The following is an 18,414-nucleotide window of genomic DNA, read 5'->3' as shown; positions in this document are numbered from 1 at the left end:
GGGCTTGTCCCGCTGCCCGAACCGGTGATACCCGGGCCGTTTGCGCTGTACGCGGGGCGGTCACAACACAGATGACGGGGAAGGGAATTCACTCATGGCCATCCCGCAGCCCGAACCCGGGGGGCCGTCCCGCACCGCAGGCACGGGCGGCGGGCTGCTGCCCCCGCAGCGGGACGCGCCGCTGCGGGGTTCGCTCGCCACCACCGCCTGCATGGAGACCCTCCAGGTGGGCTATCTGCACGCGGTCGCGGCGGCGGCGGGATGTTCGCTGTCGCAGCCGTTTCCGGACAACGGCATCGACTGGCACGTGAGCCACAGCGCTCCCGGGCACACCATCGACGACGAAGTGACCATCAAGGTGCAGCTCAAGTGCACCTACCAGCTCGCACCGCACACCCCCGGGGCGGCGCCCCCGGCTTTCTCGTTCACCCTCGACAACGAGCACCTGGCCAAGCTGGCGCGGACCCCGGTCTCGGTGCACAAGATCCTCGTCGTGATGATCGCGCCCCGCTCCCAGGACGACTGGCTGCGGGCCGGGCACGACCGGCTCGACCTCAGGCACTGCTGTTACTGGATCAATCTGGCCGGCCATCCCGTCACGGGGCGGCGCCGGACCACCGTGCGGATACCGACCGCGCGGATCTTCGACGACCGGGCGCTCTGCGAGATCATGACCCGGGTCGGGGCGGGAGGGAGACCCTGATGCACTGGCCGATCGACGAACCCGAGGGCGGGTCCCTCCCCTTCCGGCCCCACCCCCCGGCCTCCGTCGGCGACCCCGGACCGCCGGACGGGGCGCCCGGCGCGACGCCCGACGCCCTGCCCGACCCGGCCCGTGTGGACCCGCTGGTCCTCGGCGCGCTCCTGGACCGGCACGGCTGGCGGCGGCGGGGCGGAGCCGCCGGGCGGTACGCCCGCTGGAGCCCACCCGGGCCCGGCGGGCACCGCACCAGCCTCCTGGTGCCCGAGAGCCGGGCGTTCCCCGACTGCGAGGACCTGCTGGGCGAGGCGCTCACCGCGCTGGCCCGCAGCGGCACGCCCTCCGCGCGCGAGGTGCTGGTGGGGCTCGGCCTGCCCAGCGACGAGATCCGCTGGACCCGTGACGTGCCGCAGGGCCTGTCCGGGGCGCTGACCTGGACCGCGCAGGAGCAGCTGCGCTCGGCCGCCCGGCAACTGCTCCTCGCCGGCGCGCTCGCGGTGCGCGGGCGGGCCGGGTACTACGGCGGCCGGCACCGCCGGCAGGCCCAGGCGTCCCTGGAGAGCGTGGTGGTCGGCGCGGCGCCCGGCGGGCGCGGGCTGACCGCGTTCGTGCCGGTGGACACGGGCCGGCCCGTCGCCGTACGGCTCTACCACGCGCTGTACGCGGCCCGGGAGGCCGTGGACTACCAGCGGGCCACCGGTGGCATGGAGGCCTTCGACACGGCGGTGCAGGCGGGGGTGAGCCGGGAACTCACGGAGGCGCTGGTGGCGCTGGTGCGCGGCGCGGAGGGCGCCGGGATCGCGCTCTCCTGGGCGCCCGCGGCGGGCGCGCCGGAGGGCTGCGCGGCGCGGCCGGAGCCGGTGGAGTTCTCGCCCGGCGACCTGCCCGCGCTGCGGGAGGCGGGCGCGCGGTACATGAGCGACGAGCCGTCCGTACCGGTGCGGATCACCGGCGCGGTGGTGCGGATGCGCCGCTCCGGGGCGCGCGGCGCGGGCACCGTACGGCTGCGGGTGCTGGCCGGGGCGGAGGTCCCGCACGTCCGGGTCGCCCTCGACGAGGAGGCGTACCGGACCGCCGTCCACGCCCACCTGGTGGGCCTGCCCATCCGCGTCGTCGGCCGGCTGGAGCGCCGCGGCGGCTTCCGCCGGCTCACCGACGCCTCGGACGTCGTCCCGGTACAGGTGGACGACGCCGAGCGGGACCGCCTGATGAAGGCCCTCCACGAGAACGTCGACTTCTTCGAGGAGGCCTGCGGGGGCGACTGACGAGTGCGGCCGGGCTGCGGCGGGGTGGTGCGGTGGCAGCGATCCGCGCCGCCTGACCGTGGCCTCTGCCCGCGGTGGCAGCCTGACGGCGGTGCGCCGGCGGCGCGTACGTGTCCCGCGTGAGCCGGGCGTCCCTCCGCCGCGAGGCGGGACCCGTCGCCGACCGGCCGTTCGCCCCCGGCGGGGCCGTGACCACGGGCGTCGCGCCGCTTCGGCCCGGCCCCGGGCCGGCCCGCCCGGGCAAACCGTTTCGCGGGTGGGGCCCCCGGGTCGGTACGATCGGCGACGACGCGGCACCTCGTCTCTGCCGCGGACCGCCGGCGCCGGCACCTCGTGTCTGCCTGCGCCCCAATGCTCTGGAGTACCCGTGTCAGATGTCCGTGTGACCGTCCGCAACGCCTCAGGATCCGAGGAACGGGCGGTGAGCGCGGGCACCACCGCCGGCGCCCTGTTCGCCGACGACCGGTCCGTCATCGCCGCCCGCGTCGGCGGCGAGCTGAAGGACCTCGCGTACGAGCTCGCCGAGGGCGACCTCGTCGAGGGCGTCGAGATCTCCTCCGAGGACGGCCTCAACATCCTGCGCCACTCGACCGCGCACGTCATGGCCCAGGCCGTGCAGGAGCTCTTCCCCGAGGCCAAGCTGGGTATCGGCCCGCCGGTCCGGGACGGCTTCTACTACGACTTCGACGTCGAGAAGCCGTTCACCCCCGAGGATCTCAAGGCCGTCGAGAAGAAGATGCAGGAGATCCAGAAGCGCGGCCAGCGCTTCTCCCGCCGCGTCGTCTCCGACGAGGAGGCCCGCGAGGAGCTCGCCGACGAGCCGTACAAGCTCGAGCTCATCGGCATCAAGGGCGCCGCCTCCACCGACGACGGCGCGAACGTCGAGGTCGGCGGCGGCGAGCTGAGCATCTACGACAACCTGGACGCCAAGACCGGCGACCTGTGCTGGAAGGACCTCTGCCGCGGTCCGCACCTGCCGACCACCCGGAACATCCCGGCGTTCAAGCTGATGCGCAACGCCGCCGCGTACTGGCGCGGCAGCGAGAAGAACCCGATGCTCCAGCGCATCTACGGCACCGCCTGGCCGTCGAAGGAGGAGCTGAAGGCCCACCTCGACTTCCTCGCCGAGGCCGAGAAGCGCGACCACCGCAAGCTGGGCAACGAGCTCGACCTGTTCTCGATCCCGGACGAGATCGGCTCCGGCCTGGCCGTCTTCCACCCCAAGGGCGGCATCGTCCGCCGGGTCATGGAGGACTACTCGCGCAAGAAGCACGAGGAGCACGGCTACGAGTTCGTCTACTCGCCGCACGCCACCAAGGGCAAGCTGTTCGAGAAGTCGGGCCACCTGGACTGGTACGCCGAGGGCATGTACCCGCCCATGCAGCTCGACGAGGGCGTGGACTACTACCTCAAGCCCATGAACTGCCCGATGCACAACCTGATCTTCGACGCGCGCGGGCGCTCCTACCGTGAGCTGCCGCTGCGCCTGTTCGAGTTCGGCACCGTGTACCGGTACGAGAAGTCCGGCGTCGTGCACGGCCTGACCCGCGCCCGCGGCTTCACCCAGGACGACGCGCACATCTACTGCACCCGCGAGCAGATGGCGGAGGAGCTGGACCGGACCCTCACCTTCGTCCTGGACCTGCTGCGCGACTACGGTCTGACCGACTTCTACCTGGAGCTGTCCACCAAGGACCCGGAGAAGTACGTCGGCTCCGACGAGGTCTGGGAGGAGGCCACCGCCGTCCTCCAGCAGGTCGCCGAGAAGCAGGGCCTCCCGCTGACCCCCGACCCGGGCGGCGCGGCCTTCTACGGCCCGAAGATCTCCGTGCAGGCGCGCGACGCGATCGGCCGCACCTGGCAGATGTCGACCGTGCAGCTCGACTTCAACCTGCCGGAGCGCTTCGACCTCGAGTACACCGCCCCGGACGGCACCAAGCAGCGCCCGGTCATGATCCACCGCGCGCTCTTCGGCTCGATCGAGCGCTTCTTCGCGGTGCTCCTGGAGCACTACGCGGGCGCCTTCCCGGCCTGGCTCGCGCCCGTCCAGGCCACCGGCATCCCGATCGGCGACGCCCACATCCCGTACCTGCAGGAGTTCGCCGCCAAGGCGAAGAAGCAGGGGCTGCGGGTGGAGGTCGACGCCTCCTCGGACCGGATGCAGAAGAAGATCCGGAACGCGCAGAAGCAGAAGGTGCCGTTCATGATCATCGCCGGTGACGAGGACATGGCCAACGGCGCCGTCTCCTTCCGCTACCGCGACGGTTCGCAGGAGAACGGCATCCCGGTCGACGAGGCCATCGCCAAGATCGCCCAGATCGTCGAGGACCGCGTCCAGGTCTGATCCGGCGTGCGGGTCTGATCCGCGACGTGCTCAGGAGGCCCCCGGGGAATTCCCCGGGGGCCTCTTCTCGTCCTCCCGCGTGAAGACCTGGACCAGCCAGGACGAGAAGGAGCCGGTCACCGCCCCCAGCAGCGCGAGCCCGCAGGCCATCAGGCCCACCGCCGTGACCCGCCCGCCCGGGGTCACCGGGGACACGTCCCCGTAGCCCACCGTCGAGAGCGTCGAGCAGGCCCACCAGATCGAGTCGCCGAAGGTGCGGATCGAGGCGCCCGGGGCCCCGTACTCGTACGAGTAGACGGTCAGCGCTCCGGCGAAGCCGAGGAGGATCGACGAGAGGCCGGCGTAGGCCATGACCCGGACGTACAGAGTGAGCCGCGGCTGGTCCCGGCGGCGCTGGATCTTGTCGTACTCGGTCACCATCCGCAGCGGCCGCAGCAAGGGCAGCAGGAGGACGACCGTGTCCAGCAGATGAGTGCGCAGGAAGCGCAGGGGACGCAGACCGCTCAGCCACAGCCGTACCAGGTAGTCCACCGCGAACAGGGCCCAGGCCGCGTACGTGAACCCCAGGCAGACGTCCCGCCAGACCAGGGGGAGATCGTGGCCCAGGATCCGGACCGCGTATCCGGCGAGGAAGACCAGGGACGCCACGGCGAGCAGCGCGTCCGTCCGCTCTTCCCAGCGCTCCAGCTGCTGCGACCTGTCATTCATCGGATCAGCATCTCCGCCGGGCGAGGATCCGCCGCCCCGGCGACACGCTCCGAACGGGCGAAGCAATATGCTGCACAGCATGACGTTTGAGCCGGAGCAGCAGAACGGAGTGGGGACGCAGGACGCGTTCCAGCGCCTGTGGACACCCCACCGGATGGCCTACATCCAGGGGGAGAACAAGCCGAGCGGCCCGGAGGCCGGGGACGGCTGTCCGTTCTGCTCGATCCCGTCGATGTCGGACGAGGACGGCCTGATCGTCGCGCGTGGCCGGCACGTGTTCGCGGTGCTGAACCTGTACCCGTACAACGGCGGGCACCTGATGGTGGTGCCGTACCGCCACGTCGCCGACTACACGGAGCTGGACACCGGCGAGACCGTGGAGCTGGCCGAGCTGACGAAGCGCGCGATGGTGGCGCTGCGGACGGCGTCGGGGGCGCACGGGTTCAACATCGGCTTGAACCAGGGCGCGGCGGCCGGCGCGGGTATCGCGGCGCACCTGCACCAGCACGTGGTGCCCCGGTGGGGCGGCGACACGAACTTCATGCCGGTGGTCGGCCACACGAAGGTGCTGCCGCAGCTGCTCGCGGACACGCGGAAGATGCTGGCGGACGCCTGGCCGGTGGGCTAGTTCCCCGTACGCGAAGAGAAGGCCGGGTCCGCAGGTGGCGGGCCCGGCCTTCTTCGCGTGCGCGGTCAGGCGTCGTAGACGTCGGCCTTCTTCGGGCCGGGGTCCTGGATCAGTCCGCTGAGGACGAGCGAGCGGTTGGCGAAGCGCTCGGTGTTCACGCCGTGGTCCTCGAGGACCTTGATGACGGCGGTGTGCACGGCCCGCATGACCGGGGTGGCGGCGCGGATCGCGTCGTCGGCCATGAAGCGGTGCCGCCAGGGCTTGTCGGCCCAGGCGTGCCGCAGGCCGAACGGCTCGGGCAGCACCAGCTTGCCGCCGAGGAAGTCCAGGACCGGCGGGAACCAGGTCAGCGGGGCGCGGACGGCGAGCCGGACCACCTCGTCGGTGTCCACCAGCGGCAGGTGGATCTCCCGGGTCTCCCAGAAGCGGACGGTCTTCGAGACCTCCTTGGTCTTCGCGGCCGGCTTGCTGGTGAAGAGCGAGTGGACCGGGCCGAGGGCGTGGCCGGTGACCTCGACGCGCAGGGTGTGCAGCAGCGAGGTCACGGTGATCATCATGGTGAGGACGAGCTGGCCGTCCCAGAGCGTGAACTGCACGCCGAGGTAGTGGCGGTTGCCGCTGCCGAACTGCTGGTCGTTGCAGATGCGCTGTATCTCGTGCGGCCGGACCTGGAACGAGACGATGTTCTCGCCCTCGGGACGGGCGACCTCGGCGGCGCCCTCGCCGACGGGTGAGACGATCCAGTGCTTGACGACCGGGGTGGGGAAGCCGGTCTTGAGCGAGCCGCGCTCCAGGAGCTTGAGCTGGTCGTGGATCGGCCGGATCACGTCCCAGGCGCGGAAGTCGTGGATCTCCTTGCCCTCCTGGGGGACCAGGTCCTCGGCGAGGGTCCAGCTGCCCCAGCGGGTGCCCATGCCGAGTATGCCCTTGGGGCCGGCGTAGAAGACGACGTTGGACTGCTGCTCGGCGGTGAGCTTCTCCAGGTTCTGGCGGAGCTCCTCGGCGGCCTCCTCGCCGGGGTGCTGGGGGACCGCCTCGGGGATCTTCGCGGCGACGCCGCCGCCGGAGAGCAGCCCGTTCCAGCGTTCGCGCAGGTCGACGGCGGTGGACTCGCAGATCCGCTTGGCGAGGACCCAGCCGAGCGGCGGGGCGACGACCATGGCCCGCAGATAGATCCCGAGGACGCTGTCGAGCGGCAGCTTGATCAGGAAGATCAGGGCGAGCAGCCCCATGCCGATGAGCAGCGCGGTGCCGAGCCAGCCGGAGCGCTTGTCGGCGGCGCCGGCGAGGCTGCGGCGGAGCTGGATCACACCCAGCCAGAGCAGCAGGCCGGGCAGGAACAGCACGCCGAAGACGACCGTGACGAGGGTGAGTCTGACGTCACGGCGGCGGCGGATGTTGGTGGCGGCGAGGCAGTGCTCCACGACGGGCTGCGGCTCGGTGCCGAAGGACTGGATGAGTGCCTTGCGGGCGCCGCCGAGCATGCGGACCTGGACGGCCCGGGAGAACGCCTCGCCGAAGTCGGGGCGGAAGAGATCGTACCACTTGCCCTTCTTGACGGTCGACTTGTGCCAGTCGCTGTCCGCCTCGAGGATCTTGTCCATCGGGCCGTCGCGGTACGCGGCGGAGGCGAGCGCGAACGTCGCCGCCGTCTGCCCGTCCGAGCCCTGGAGGGGGACTTGCGCCCCGGGTCCGTACACGATCGTCATCAGCCCCCATCGCCGCGTGCCACCGCGTGATCTCTGTGCGGCCCTGTCCCGGCCCTGTTTCCCAACTACCGCGCCCCGCACACCTGCTGAGCTGGGCACCCCAGCGTATCGGGGACCGGGCGGTCACGTCAGGTGACGGCCGGATGCCGCCGCCTCCCGTGGGCGGGAGGCGGCGGCATCCGGCCGAATCAGACGCCGGCGTCGGCCTGTTCGCGCACCTTGCCGGCCAGCTGCGGCGGCATCGGCTCGTGCCGGGCGTAGCTGCGGTCGAAGCTGCCGGTGCCGTGCGAGATGGAGCGCAGGTCGACCGCGTACCGGCCGATCTCGATCTCCGGCACCTCGGCCCGTACCAACGTCCGGCCCGGCCCGGCCTGTTCGGTGCCGACGACCCGGCCGCGCCGCCCGGACAGGTCGCTCATGACCGGGCCGACGTACTCGTCCGGCACCATCACCTGCACCTCGGCGACCGGCTCCAGGAGGTGGATGGACGCGTCGGCGGCGGCCTCGCGCAGCGCGAGCGCGCCGGCGGTCTGGAAGGCCGCGTCGGAGGAGTCCACCGAGTGGGCCTTGCCGTCCTTCAGCGTGATCCGCACGTCGACCAGCGGATATCCGGCGGCGACGCCGCGTGCGGCCTGGGCCCGTACGCCCTTCTCCACGGACGGGATGAAGTTGCGCGGGACCGCGCCGCCGACGACCTTGTCGACGAACTCGATGCCGCTGCCGGCCGGCAGCGGCTCGACGTCGATCTCACAGATGGCGTACTGGCCGTGCCCGCCGGACTGTTTGACGTGCCGGCCGCGGCCCGCGGACGGCGCGGCGAAGGTCTCCCGCAGCGACACCTTGTACGGGACGGTGTCGACCTGGACGCCGTACCGGGTGCGCAGTCGCTCCAGGACGACGTCGCGGTGCGCCTCGCCCAGGCACCACAGGACGACCTGGTGGGTGTCGGGGTTCTGTTCCAGGCGCATCGTGGGGTCCTCGGCGACCAGCCGGGCCAGGCCCTGCGAGAGCCGGTCCTCGTCGGCCTTGCTGTGCGCCTGGACGGCCATGGGCAGCAGCGGGTCGGGCATCCGCCAGGGCTCCATCAGGAGCGGGTCGTCCTTGGCGGAGAGGGTGTCGCCGGTCTCGGCGCGGCCGAGTTTGGAGACGCAGGCGAGGTCGCCGGCGATGCAGTGGCTCATCAGCCGCTGCTGTTTGCCGAAGGGCGAGGTCAGCGCGCCGAGGCGTTCGTCGACGTCGTGGTCCTCGTGGCCGCGGTCCTCGAGTCCGTGGCCGGAGACGTGCACGGTCTCGTCGGGGCGCAGGGTGCCGGAGAACACCCGGACCATCGAGATCCGGCCGACGTACGGGTCGGAGGCGGTCTTGACCACCTCGGCGACGAGCGGGCCGTCCGGATCGCAGGTCAGGGGCGGGCGGGAGGCGCCGGAGGGCGTGGTGACGGCCGGGGCCTCGCGTTCCAGCGGGCTGGGGAAGCCGCCGGTGATCAGCTCCAGGAGTTCGACGGTGCCCAGGCCCTGGCGGCCGCCGTCGGCGGCGGGGGCGGCGGCGAGCACGGGGTGGAAGCTGCCGCGGGCTACGGCCTTCTCCAGGTCGTCCACCAGGGTCTTGAGGTCGATCTCCTCGCCGCCGAGATAGCGGTCCATCAGGGTCTCGTCCTCGCTCTCGGCGATGATCCCCTCGATGAGCCGGTTGCGGGCCTCCTCCAGGACCGGCCGCTGGGTGTCGTCCGGCGGGTTCTCCGCGCGCTCGCCGGCCGAGTAGTCGTAGATCTTCCGCGTCAGCAGGCCGACGAGACCGGTGGTGGCGGCGTGCCCGTCCGGTGCCTCGGGGCCGTGGACCGGCAGGTAGAGCGGCAGGACGGCGTCGGGGTCGTCGCCGCCGAAGAGCTGTCCGCAGACCTCGGTGAGCCGGTCGTAGTCGGTACGGGCGGTGTCCAGGTGGGTGACGACGATGGCGCGGGGCATGCCGACGGCCGCGCACTCCTCCCACACCATGCGTGTGGCGGCGGGCACGGCGTCCGCCTCCTGCGCCGCCGAGACGACGAAGAGGGCCGCGTCCGCGGCGCGCAGACCGGCCCTCAGCTCCCCGACGAAGTCGGCGTACCCGGGGGTGTCGAGGAGGTTGATCTTGTATCCGCCCCATTCCAGGGGGACGAGGGAGAGCTGTACGGAACGGTGCTGACGGTGCTCGATCTCGTCGTAGTCGGAGATCGTGCCGCCGTCCTCGACCCGGCCGGCCCGGTTGACCGCCCCGGCGGCCAGCGCGAGGGCCTCGACGAGGGTCGTCTTCCCCGAACCGCTGTGGCCGACCAGCACCACGTTCCGTACCGCCGAGGGCCGGTCGGCCGTCGGTGCCCTGCCGGCGGCTCCGGGCTGTGCGTTCGCCTTGTCGCCCATCTCTGTTCCTCCCGACTGCTCGCATGCGAGGTGGGACGCGGGCGTGGGGAGTGCGGGGCAGCTCCGGCGACGGCCCGCGATGGTCCTTCGAGCTTTGCACTGCTGTCACGGCGCGTCCATACGTCGTACCCGGGGGCCGGTGCGCGACGCCCGCCGGAGCGCCGCCACGCGCCGTGCCGGAGGCGCGGCCGTGCGCCGGGACCCGCGTGGCTACGATGGGCGCGCCGGTGGCCATCAGGGCCGTGCGGCGCCACCCCCTCTCGGGAAGAGGCTCGAAGGCCATGCTGAACAAGTACGCGCGTGCGTTTTTCACGCGTGTCCTCACACCGTTCGCCGCGTTTCTGCTCCGCAAGGGGGTGAGCCCCGACGCGGTCACGCTCATCGGCACGGCCGGAGTCGTGGCGGGCGCGCTGGTCTTCTTCCCCCGGGGCGAGTTCTTCTGGGGCACGATCGTCATCACGCTGTTCGTGTTCTCGGACCTGGTGGACGGCAACATGGCCCGCCAGGCCGGGATCTCCAGCCGCTGGGGCGCGTTCCTGGACTCGACCCTGGACCGGGTCGCGGACGGCGCGATCTTCGGCGGCTTCGCGCTCTGGTACGCGGGCGGCGGCGACGACAACGTGCTGTGCGCGGTGTCCATCTTCTGCCTGGCCAGCGGCCAGGTCGTCTCGTACACCAAGGCGCGCGGCGAGTCGATCGGGCTGCCGGTCGCGGTGAACGGGCTGGTGGAGCGGGCCGAGCGGCTGGTGATCTCGCTGGTCGCGGCCGGTTTCGCGGGCTTGCACAAGTTCGGTGTGCCGGGGATCGACGTGCTGCTCCCGATCGCCCTGTGGATCGTGGCCGTGGGCTCCGCGGTCACCCTGGGGCAGCGGGTCGTCACGGTACGCCGGGAGGCCGCGGAGGCCGACGCGGCGGCCGCGCCGGGGAGCGGGGCGGCGTCGTGAGCGGCATCAAGGACAGGCTGACGGACGGGCTGTACGGGCTCGGCTGGGCCACGGTGAAGAAGCTGCCCGAGCCGGTGGCGACGGCCCTCGGCCGGAAGATCGCGGACACCGCGTGGAAGCGGCGCGGCAAGAGCGTGCTGCGCCTGGAGTCCAACCTGGCGCGGGTCGTCCCGGACGCGACGCCGGAGCGGCTGGCCGAGCTGTCGAAGGCCGGCATGCGCTCGTACATGCGGTACTGGATGGAGTCGTTCCGGCTGCCCACCTGGAGCCAGGAGCGGGCCGCGGGCGGCTTCGTGCCGAAGGACGTGCACCACCTGAAGGACGCGCTGGCCTCCGGGCGCGGTGTGGTGCTCGCGCTGCCGCACCTGGCCAACTGGGACGTCGCGGGGGTGTGGGTGACCCGGGCCCTGGGCGTGCCGTTCACGACGGTCGCCGAGCGGCTGAAGCCGGAGTCGCTGTACGACCGCTTCGTCGCGTACCGCGAGTCGCTCGGCATGGAGGTGCTGCCGCACACCGGCGGCGCCGCGTTCGGCACGCTGGCGCGGCGGCTGCGGGACGGCGGCCTGGTCTGCCTGGTCGCGGACCGCGACCTGTCCGCCTCGGGCGTCGAGGTGAAGTTCTTCGGCGAGACCGCGCGGATGCCCGCCGGGCCGGCGCTGCTCGCCCAGCAGACAGGGGCGATCCTGCTGCCGGTGACGCTCTGGTACGACGACTCGCCGGTCATGCAGGGGCGGGTGCATCCGCCGGTCGAGGTGCCCGAGACAGGCACCCGGGCCGAGAAGACGTCCGTGATGACACAGGCGCTGGCCGACGCCTTCGCCACCGGCATCGCGGACCACCCGGAGGACTGGCACATGCTGCAACGACTGTGGCTCGCTGACCTGGAGGAACGGCCGGGGGAGGGCGGCGACTCGTGAAGATCGGCATTGTCTGCCCGTACTCCTGGGACGTGCCGGGCGGCGTCCAGTTCCACATCCGGGACCTCGCGGAGCATCTGATCCGGCTCGGGCACGAGGTGTCGGTGCTCGCCCCCGCGGACGACGAGACGCCGTTGCCGCCGTACGTGGTCTCGGCGGGGCGGGCCGTGCCCGTGCCGTACAACGGCTCGGTGGCCCGGCTGAACTTCGGCTTCCTGTCCGCGGCGCGGGTGCGGCGCTGGCTGCACGAGGGCACCTTCGACGTCATCCACATCCACGAGCCGGGCTCGCCCTCGCTGGGCCTGCTGGCCTGCTGGGCGGCGCAGGGGCCGATCGTGGCCACCTTCCACACCTCGAACCCGCGCTCGCGGGCCATGGTGGCGGCGTACTCGATCCTGCAGGCGGCGCTCGAGAAGATCAGCGCGCGGATCGCGGTCAGCGAGTACGCGCGGCGCACCCTGGTGGAGCACCTCGGCGGCGACGCGGTGGTCATCCCCAACGGCGTCGACGTGGACTTCTTCGCGCGGGCCGAACCGAAGAAGGAGTGGCAGGGAGCGACGCTGGGCTTCATCGGCCGGATCGACGAGCCGCGGAAGGGCCTGCCGGTCCTGATGAAGGCGCTGCCGCGGATCCTGGAGGCGCGTCCGGACACGCGGCTCCTCGTCGCCGGGCGCGGCGACGAGGAGGAGGCGGTGGCCTCCCTCCCCGTCGAGATGCGCTCGCGCGTCGAGTTCCTCGGCATGGTCAGCGACGAGGACAAGGCGCGGCTGCTGCGCAGCGTCGACGTGTACGTCGCGCCCAACACCGGCGGCGAGAGCTTCGGGATCATCCTGGTCGAGGCGCTGTCGGCGGGCGCGCCGGTGCTCGCCTCCGACCTGGACGCGTTCGCGCAGGTCCTGGACCAGGGCGCGGCCGGCGAACTGTTCGCCAACGAGGACGCCGACGCGCTGGCGGACGCGGCGATCCGCCTCCTCGGCGACGAGGAGCGGCGCGAGGAACTGCGCGCCCGCGGCAGCGCCCACGTCCGCCGCTTCGACTGGTCGACGGTCGGCGCGGACATCCTCGCGGTCTACGAGACGGTCACAGACGGCGCGGCGTCGGTCGCGACGGACGAACGCACGGGCCTGCGGGCCCGCTGGGGCCTGGCGCGGGACTAGGGGGTCCGGTCCGGCGGATCAGGGCCGGACGGGGCCTGGCGGGCGCGGGGCGGGCCCGGCGGCCCGGTAGCCTTGCCCGCCGTGACCGCAACGTTCATCTGGATCCTCGTCGGGCTCGTCGCCATCGGGCTGTACCTCAGCTGGACCGCCGGGCGGCTCGACCGGCTGCACGCGCGGATCGACGCGGCGCGGGCCGCGCTCGACGCGCAGCTGCTGCGACGCGCCTCGGTGGCGCAGGAGCTCGCCACCTCCGGCGTACTGGATCCGGCCGCGTCGATCGTGCTGTACGAGGCCGCGCACGGCGCGCGCCAGGCCGACGAGGACCAGCGCGAGGTCGCGGAGAGCGAGCTCAGCCAGGCGCTGCGGGCGGTCTTCGGCGAGGCCGGCCAGGTCGAGGTGGTCCGCGAGGCCCCCGGTGGCGAGGCCGCCGCCGAGGAACTGGCACAGGCCGTCCGCCGGGTCCCGATGGCCCGCCGCTTCCACAACGACGCGGTCCGCGCCGCCCGCGCCCTGCGCCGGCACCGCAAGGTCCGCTGGTTCCGGCTTGCAGGCCACGCACCCTTCCCGTTGGCCTTCGAAATGGACGACGAACCGCCTGTCGCACTTGCGGATCGCCCCAGCTGAGCCGTCTCAGCCTTCGGAATCCGAAAAAACGAGCCACGGGATCCACATTGGCCCTTGATGTGGCCCCCAGGTGGCCGGTTTCCTACTCCAGTCAACCCCCGTTGTCATGAGTGAGGTACCCGTGTCCACCACGCCTTCCAGCACCCCGCAGTCCCCCGAGACCGGCACCGCGCGCGTCAAGCGCGGCATGGCCGAGCAGCTCAAGGGCGGCGTGATCATGGACGTCGTCAACGCCGAGCAGGCGAAGATCGCCGAGGACGCCGGTGCCGTGGCCGTCATGGCCCTGGAGCGGGTCCCCGCGGACATCCGCAAGGACGGCGGCGTGGCCCGCATGTCGGACCCGAACATGATCGAGGAGATCATCGACGCGGTCTCCATCCCGGTCATGGCCAAGTCCCGCATCGGCCACTTCGTCGAGGCCCAGGTCCTGCAGTCGCTCGGCGTCGACTACATCGACGAGTCCGAGGTCCTCACCCCGGCCGACGAGGTCAACCACTCCGACAAGTGGGCCTTCACCACTCCCTTCGTCTGCGGCGCCACCAACCTGGGCGAGGCCCTCCGCCGCATCGCCGAGGGCGCGGCCATGATCCGCTCCAAGGGCGAGGCCGGCACCGGCAACGTCGTCGAGGCCGTCCGCCACCTGCGCCAGATCAAGAACGAGATCGGCCACCTGCGCGCCCTCGACCACAACGAGCTCTTCGCCGCCGCCAAGGAGCTGCGCGCCCCGTACGAGCTCGTCAAGGAGGTCGCCGAGCTCGGCAAGCTGCCCGTCGTCCTGTTCTCCGCCGGTGGCGTCGCCACCCCGGCCGACGCCGCGCTGATGCGCCAGCTCGGCGCCGAGGGCGTCTTCGTCGGCTCCGGCATCTTCAAGTCCGGCGACCCGGCCAAGCGCGCCGCCGCCATCGTGAAGGCCACCACCTTCTACGACGACCCGAAGATCATCGCGGACGCCTCCCGCAACCTGGGCGAGGCCATGGTCGGCATCAACTGCGACACCCTGCCCGAGGCCGAGCGCTACGCGAACCGGGGCTGGTAAGCACCCATGAGCAGCACTCCCGTGATCGGTGTCCTGGCCCTCCAGGGCGACGTACGGGAGCACCTGATCGCCCTGGCCGCGGCTGACGCCGTGGCCAGGCCCGTCAGGCGCCCCGAGGAACTCGCCGAGATCGACGGCCTGGTCATCCCGGGTGGCGAGTCCACCACCATCTCCAAGCTGGCCGTGCTCTTCGGCCTCATGGAGCCGCTCCGTGAGCGGATCGCCGAGGGCATGCCCGTGTACGGCACCTGCGCCGGCCTGATCATGCTCGCCGACAAGATCCTCGACCCGCGCTCGGGCCAGGAGACCTTCGGCGGCATCGACATGATCGTGCGCCGCAACGCCTTCGGCCGGCAGAACGAATCCTTCGAGGCCGGTGTCACCGTGGCCGGAATCGACACCCCCGTCGAGGGTGTCTTCATCCGCGCCCCCTGGGTCGAGTCCGTCGGCGGTACGGTCGAGGTACTCGCCGAGCACGAGGGGCACATCGTCGCGGTCCGTCAGGGCAAGGCCCTCGCGACGTCGTTCCATCCCGAGCTCACCGGCGACCACCGGATCCACGCACTCTTCGTGGACATGGTGCGCACGGAGCGGTGACGCGTCCCCGGTAAGATCTCTGGGGTTCGTTCAGTATTTGGTTACGCGAAGGAGACAGGCAGATGTCCGGCCACTCTAAATGGGCTACGACGAAGCACAAGAAGGCCGTGATCGATGCCAAGCGCGGCAAGCTCTTCGCGAAGCTGATCAAGAACATCGAGGTCGCGGCCCGTACGGGCGGCGCCGACCCCGAGGGCAACCCGACCCTCTTCGACGCCATCCAGAAGGCCAAGAAGAGCTCGGTCCCCAACAAGAACATCGACTCCGCGGTCAAGCGCGGCGGCGGCCTCGAGGCCGGCGGCGTCGACTACGCGACGATCATGTACGAGGGTTACGGCCCGAACGGTGTCGCGGTGCTCATCGAGTGCCTCACCGACAACCGCAACCGTGCCGCCTCCGACGTGCGCGTCGCCATGACCCGCAACGGCGGCTCGATGGCCGACCCGGGTTCCGTCTCGTACCTGTTCAACCGCAAGGGCGTCGTCGTGCTGCCCAAGGGCGAGCTGTCCGAGGACGACGTCCTGGAGTCGGTGCTCGAGGCCGGCGCCGAGGAGGTCAACGACCTCGGCGAGTCCTTCGAGATCATCAGCGAGGCCACCGACCTGGTCGCGGTCCGTACCGCGCTCCAGGAGGCCGGCATCGACTACGACTCGGCCGAGTCCAGCTTCGTCCCGACCATGCAGGTCGAGCTCGACGAGGAGGGCGCGCGCAAGATGTTCAAGCTGATCGACGCGCTCGAGGACAGCGACGACGTGCAGAACGTCTTCGCCAACTTCGACGTCAGCGACGAGGTCATGGAGAAGGTCGACGCCTGATCGCGGCTTCCTTCTCGCAGCGGGCCGACGGGACACACCCCGTCGGCCCGCTGCGTTGTCGGTGGCAGCCGATAGCCTGCACAAACAGATGAGCGAGGGAGGGGTGCGATGCGGGTACTGGGGGTGGACCCGGGGCTGACGCGCTGCGGTGTCGGTGTCGTCGAGGGCGTCGCGGGCCGCCCGCTGACGATGCTCGGCGTCGGCGTCGTCCGTACGCCCGCGGACGCGGACATCGGCACCCGGCTGGTCGGCATCGAGCGCGGTCTGGAGGAGTGGCTCGACCGGTACGCGCCCGAACTGGTCGCCGTGGAGCGGGTGTTCAGCCAGCACAACGTGCGTACGGTGATGGGCACCGCCCAGGCAAGCGCGGTCGCCATGCTCTGCGCCTCGCGCCGCGGGATCCCCGTCGCGCTGCACACCCCCAGCGAGGTCAAGGCAGCGGTCACCGGCAGCGGCCGGGCCGACAAGGCCCAGGTCGGCGCGATGGTGACCCGGCTGCTGCGGCTCTCCGCCCCGCCGAAGCCGGCCGACGCGGCCGACGCCCTGGCGCTCGCCATCTGCCACATCTGGCGGGCCCCCGCCCAGAACCGTCTGCAGCAGGCGGTCGCCCAGCACGCCCAGCACGCAGCGAAAGGCCGCACATCATGATCGCGTTCGTCCGCGGACCTGTCGCCGCCCTCGGTCCGACGACTGCCGTCGTCGAGGTCGGCGGGGTCGGCATGGCCGTCCAGTGCACCCCGGACACCCTCGCCGGCCTGAGGATCGGTCAGGAGGCCCGGCTCGCCACGTCGTTGGTGGTCCGCGAGGACTCCATGACCCTGTACGGCTTCGCCGACGACGACGAGCGCCAGGTCTTCGAACTGCTGCAGACGGCGAGCGGCGTCGGCCCGAGGCTCGCCCAGGCGATGCTCGGCGTCCACCGCCCCGACACGCTCCGCCTCGCCGTCGCGACCGGCGACGAGAAGGCGCTGACGGCGGTGCCGGGCATCGGCAAGAAGGGAGCGCAGAAGCTGCTCCTTGAGCTGAAGGACAAGCTGGGGGCGCCGGTGGGCACGGCTGCGGCCCGACCGGCCGCTTCGGGCCCGGCCCCGTGGACCGAGCAGCTCCACGCCGCCCTCATCGGCCTCGGCTACGCGGCACGCGAGGCGGAGGAGGCGGTCGTGGCGGTGACGCCGCAGGCCGAGGAGGCCATCGCCGCGGGCGGCTCGGCGCCGGTGCCGCAGCTGCTGCGAGCGGCGCTGCAGAGCCTGAACCGGGCGCGCTGAGGGGGCCGCTGCGCGGGGTTTCTTCCCCCACCCGGCCCCTTCCCCTAGCCGGGGGCTCCGCCCCGGACCCCCGCGCCTCGAACGCCGGCGAGGCTGGAATACGGACCGGGGTCTGGGGCGGAGCCCCGCGCAGCGGCCACCCCTCCGCCCGCCGGTCACCCGCACCCCACCCACTCCACCCACCCCCGAGATAGGCACACCACCGTGAACTGGGACGACGAGACGGACCCCGGCACCAGCGCAGAGCGCCTCGTCGGCGCCGCCGCCGACGGCGAGGACCAGGCCGTCGAGGCCGCCCTGCGCCCGAAGGACCTCAGCGAGTTCGTCGGCCAGGAGAAGGTCCGCCAGCAGCTCGACCTGGTCCTCAAGGCCGCCCGTCAACGCGGCGCCACCGCCGACCACGTCCTGCTCTCCGGCGCACCAGGGCTCGGCAAGACCACCCTCTCCATGATCATCGCCGCGGAGATGAACGCCCCGATCCGGATCACCTCCGGCCCCGCCATCCAGCACGCCGGCGACCTCGCCGCGATCCTCTCCTCCCTCCAGGAGGGCGAGATCCTCTTCCTCGACGAGATCCACCGGATGTCCCGGCCCGCCGAGGAAATGCTCTACATGGCGATGGAGGACTTCCGCGTCGACGTCATCGTCGGCAAGGGCCCCGGCGCCACCGCCATCCCGCTGGAGCTGCCGCCCTTCACGCTGGTCGGCGCGACCACCCGGGCCGGCCTGCTGCCGCCCCCGCTGCGCGACCGCTTCGGCTTCACCGCACACATGGAGTTCTACGACCCGGGCGAGCTCCAGCGCGTGATCCACCGCTCCGCCGGCCTGCTCGACGTCGAGATCGACACCGACGGCGCCGCCGAGATCGCCGGCCGCTCCCGCGGCACGCCCCGTATCGCCAACCGGCTGCTCCGCCGCGTCCGCGACTACGCGCAGGTCAGGGCCGACGGCCGGATCACCCGCGAGATCGCCGCCGCGGCCCTCGGGGTGTACGAGGTGGACGCCCGCGGGCTGGACCGGCTGGACCGCGCGGTCCTGGAGGCCCTGCTGAAGCTGTTCGGCGGCGGACCGGTCGGCCTGTCGACCCTCGCCGTGGCTGTGGGGGAGGAGCGCGAGACGGTCGAGGAGGTCGCCGAGCCCTTCCTCGTACGCGAGGGTCTGCTGGCCCGTACGCCCCGTGGTCGCGTCGCCACTCCGGCGGCCTGGACCCACCTCGGACTGACGCCGCCGCAGGCGGCCGCACCGGGAAATGGACAACAGGGGCTCTTCGGGGCGTGACGACGCTAACGGCGCGGAGGCTCGCCGGAGG

17 protein-coding genes are annotated in these 18,414 nt (G+C 72.1%); 14 read left to right on the top strand and 3 right to left on the bottom strand.

Going from position 1 to position 18,414, the window contains the following annotated elements:
- Positions 1 to 94: 94 nt before the first annotated feature.
- The 3 genes from ABZO31_RS05125 (at position 95) to thrS (ending at position 4,309) form a co-directional block, all read left to right on the top strand.
- Positions 95 to 703, top strand: coding sequence for a DUF4365 domain-containing protein (locus ABZO31_RS05125; protein WP_406859761.1), 609 nt, complete (start codon positions 95 to 97; stop codon positions 701 to 703).
- On the top strand, positions 703 to 1,965 hold the full coding sequence (locus ABZO31_RS05120) for a hypothetical protein (protein ID WP_406859760.1): 1,263 nt from the start codon (positions 703 to 705) through the stop codon (positions 1,963 to 1,965). Before ABZO31_RS05125 ends, ABZO31_RS05120 begins: the two co-directional genes overlap by 1 nt.
- A gap of 367 nt (positions 1,966 to 2,332) precedes the next feature.
- Entirely contained in the window at positions 2,333 to 4,309 is a 1,977-nt protein-coding gene (thrS, locus tag ABZO31_RS05115) for a threonine--tRNA ligase (RefSeq protein ID WP_406859759.1), read from the top strand.
- Between the two features lie 30 nt (positions 4,310 to 4,339).
- Here thrS and ABZO31_RS05110 read toward each other — a convergent pair whose 3' ends face one another.
- Positions 4,340 to 5,017, bottom strand: coding sequence for a potassium channel family protein (locus ABZO31_RS05110; protein ID WP_406859758.1), 678 nt, complete (start codon positions 5,015 to 5,017; stop codon positions 4,340 to 4,342).
- Between the two features lie 67 nt (positions 5,018 to 5,084).
- Between ABZO31_RS05110 and ABZO31_RS05105 the strand changes: the two genes are divergently transcribed.
- Positions 5,085 to 5,645 (top strand): HIT family protein, encoded by a 561-nt coding sequence (locus ABZO31_RS05105; protein ID WP_406859757.1) that lies wholly within the window; start codon positions 5,085 to 5,087, stop codon positions 5,643 to 5,645.
- A 65-nt stretch (positions 5,646 to 5,710) separates the two neighbouring features.
- Here the strand turns inward: ABZO31_RS05105 and ABZO31_RS05100 are convergent, their stop codons facing one another.
- Together ABZO31_RS05100 and ABZO31_RS05095 are read right to left on the bottom strand one after the other, a co-directional pair.
- Positions 5,711 to 7,354 (bottom strand): hypothetical protein, encoded by a 1,644-nt coding sequence (locus tag ABZO31_RS05100; protein WP_406859756.1) that lies wholly within the window; start codon positions 7,352 to 7,354, stop codon positions 5,711 to 5,713.
- A 188-nt stretch (positions 7,355 to 7,542) separates the two neighbouring features.
- Entirely contained in the window at positions 7,543 to 9,750 is a 2,208-nt protein-coding gene (locus ABZO31_RS05095) for an elongation factor G-like protein EF-G2 (RefSeq protein ID WP_406859754.1), read from the bottom strand.
- 215 nt (positions 9,751 to 9,965) lie between these two features.
- Between ABZO31_RS05095 and pgsA the strand changes: the two genes are divergently transcribed.
- From pgsA to ruvB, 10 genes are all read left to right on the top strand, one after another.
- Positions 9,966 to 10,694 carry a phosphatidylinositol phosphate synthase gene (gene pgsA, locus ABZO31_RS05090; RefSeq protein WP_406865258.1) on the top strand — a complete coding sequence of 243 codons (729 nt, stop codon included), beginning with the start codon at positions 9,966 to 9,968 and terminating at the stop codon, positions 10,692 to 10,694.
- Positions 10,691 to 11,611, top strand: a complete 921-nt coding sequence (locus tag ABZO31_RS05085) for a phosphatidylinositol mannoside acyltransferase (protein ID WP_406859753.1) — start codon at positions 10,691 to 10,693, stop codon at positions 11,609 to 11,611. The genes pgsA and ABZO31_RS05085 overlap by 4 nt, the downstream gene beginning before the upstream one ends.
- Positions 11,608 to 12,768, top strand: a complete 1,161-nt coding sequence (locus tag ABZO31_RS05080) for a glycosyltransferase family 4 protein (RefSeq protein WP_406859752.1) — start codon at positions 11,608 to 11,610, stop codon at positions 12,766 to 12,768. Before ABZO31_RS05085 ends, ABZO31_RS05080 begins: the two co-directional genes overlap by 4 nt.
- Before the next feature lie 81 nt (positions 12,769 to 12,849).
- Entirely contained in the window at positions 12,850 to 13,392 is a 543-nt protein-coding gene (locus ABZO31_RS05075; RefSeq protein ID WP_406859751.1) for a hypothetical protein, read from the top strand.
- Positions 13,393 to 13,498: 106 nt separating this feature from the next.
- Entirely contained in the window at positions 13,499 to 14,428 is a 930-nt protein-coding gene (gene pdxS / locus ABZO31_RS05070) for a pyridoxal 5'-phosphate synthase lyase subunit PdxS (protein ID WP_406859750.1), read from the top strand.
- Between the two features lie 6 nt (positions 14,429 to 14,434).
- Positions 14,435 to 15,025 carry a pyridoxal 5'-phosphate synthase glutaminase subunit PdxT gene (pdxT, locus tag ABZO31_RS05065; RefSeq protein WP_406859749.1) on the top strand — a complete coding sequence of 197 codons (591 nt, stop codon included), beginning with the start codon at positions 14,435 to 14,437 and terminating at the stop codon, positions 15,023 to 15,025.
- Between the two features lie 62 nt (positions 15,026 to 15,087).
- Positions 15,088 to 15,840, top strand: coding sequence for a YebC/PmpR family DNA-binding transcriptional regulator (locus ABZO31_RS05060; protein ID WP_406859747.1), 753 nt, complete (start codon positions 15,088 to 15,090; stop codon positions 15,838 to 15,840).
- Positions 15,841 to 15,948: 108 nt separating this feature from the next.
- Positions 15,949 to 16,488, top strand: a complete 540-nt coding sequence (ruvC, locus tag ABZO31_RS05055; RefSeq protein WP_406859746.1) for a crossover junction endodeoxyribonuclease RuvC — start codon at positions 15,949 to 15,951, stop codon at positions 16,486 to 16,488.
- Complete coding sequence (gene ruvA / locus ABZO31_RS05050) at positions 16,485 to 17,105, top strand: Holliday junction branch migration protein RuvA (RefSeq protein ID WP_406859745.1); 621 nt, start codon at positions 16,485 to 16,487, stop codon at positions 17,103 to 17,105. Before ruvC ends, ruvA begins: the two co-directional genes overlap by 4 nt.
- Positions 17,106 to 17,309: 204 nt before the next feature.
- Positions 17,310 to 18,383 (top strand): Holliday junction branch migration DNA helicase RuvB, encoded by a 1,074-nt coding sequence (gene ruvB, locus ABZO31_RS05045; protein WP_406859744.1) that lies wholly within the window; start codon positions 17,310 to 17,312, stop codon positions 18,381 to 18,383.
- Positions 18,384 to 18,414: the final 31 nt, after the last annotated feature.

The sequence above is a fragment of the Streptomyces solicamelliae genome (assembly GCF_045348655.1).
GTDB lineage: Bacteria > Actinomycetota > Actinomycetes > Streptomycetales > Streptomycetaceae > Streptomyces > Streptomyces solicamelliae.
This window is presented reverse-complemented; position numbering and strand designations above follow the sequence as displayed.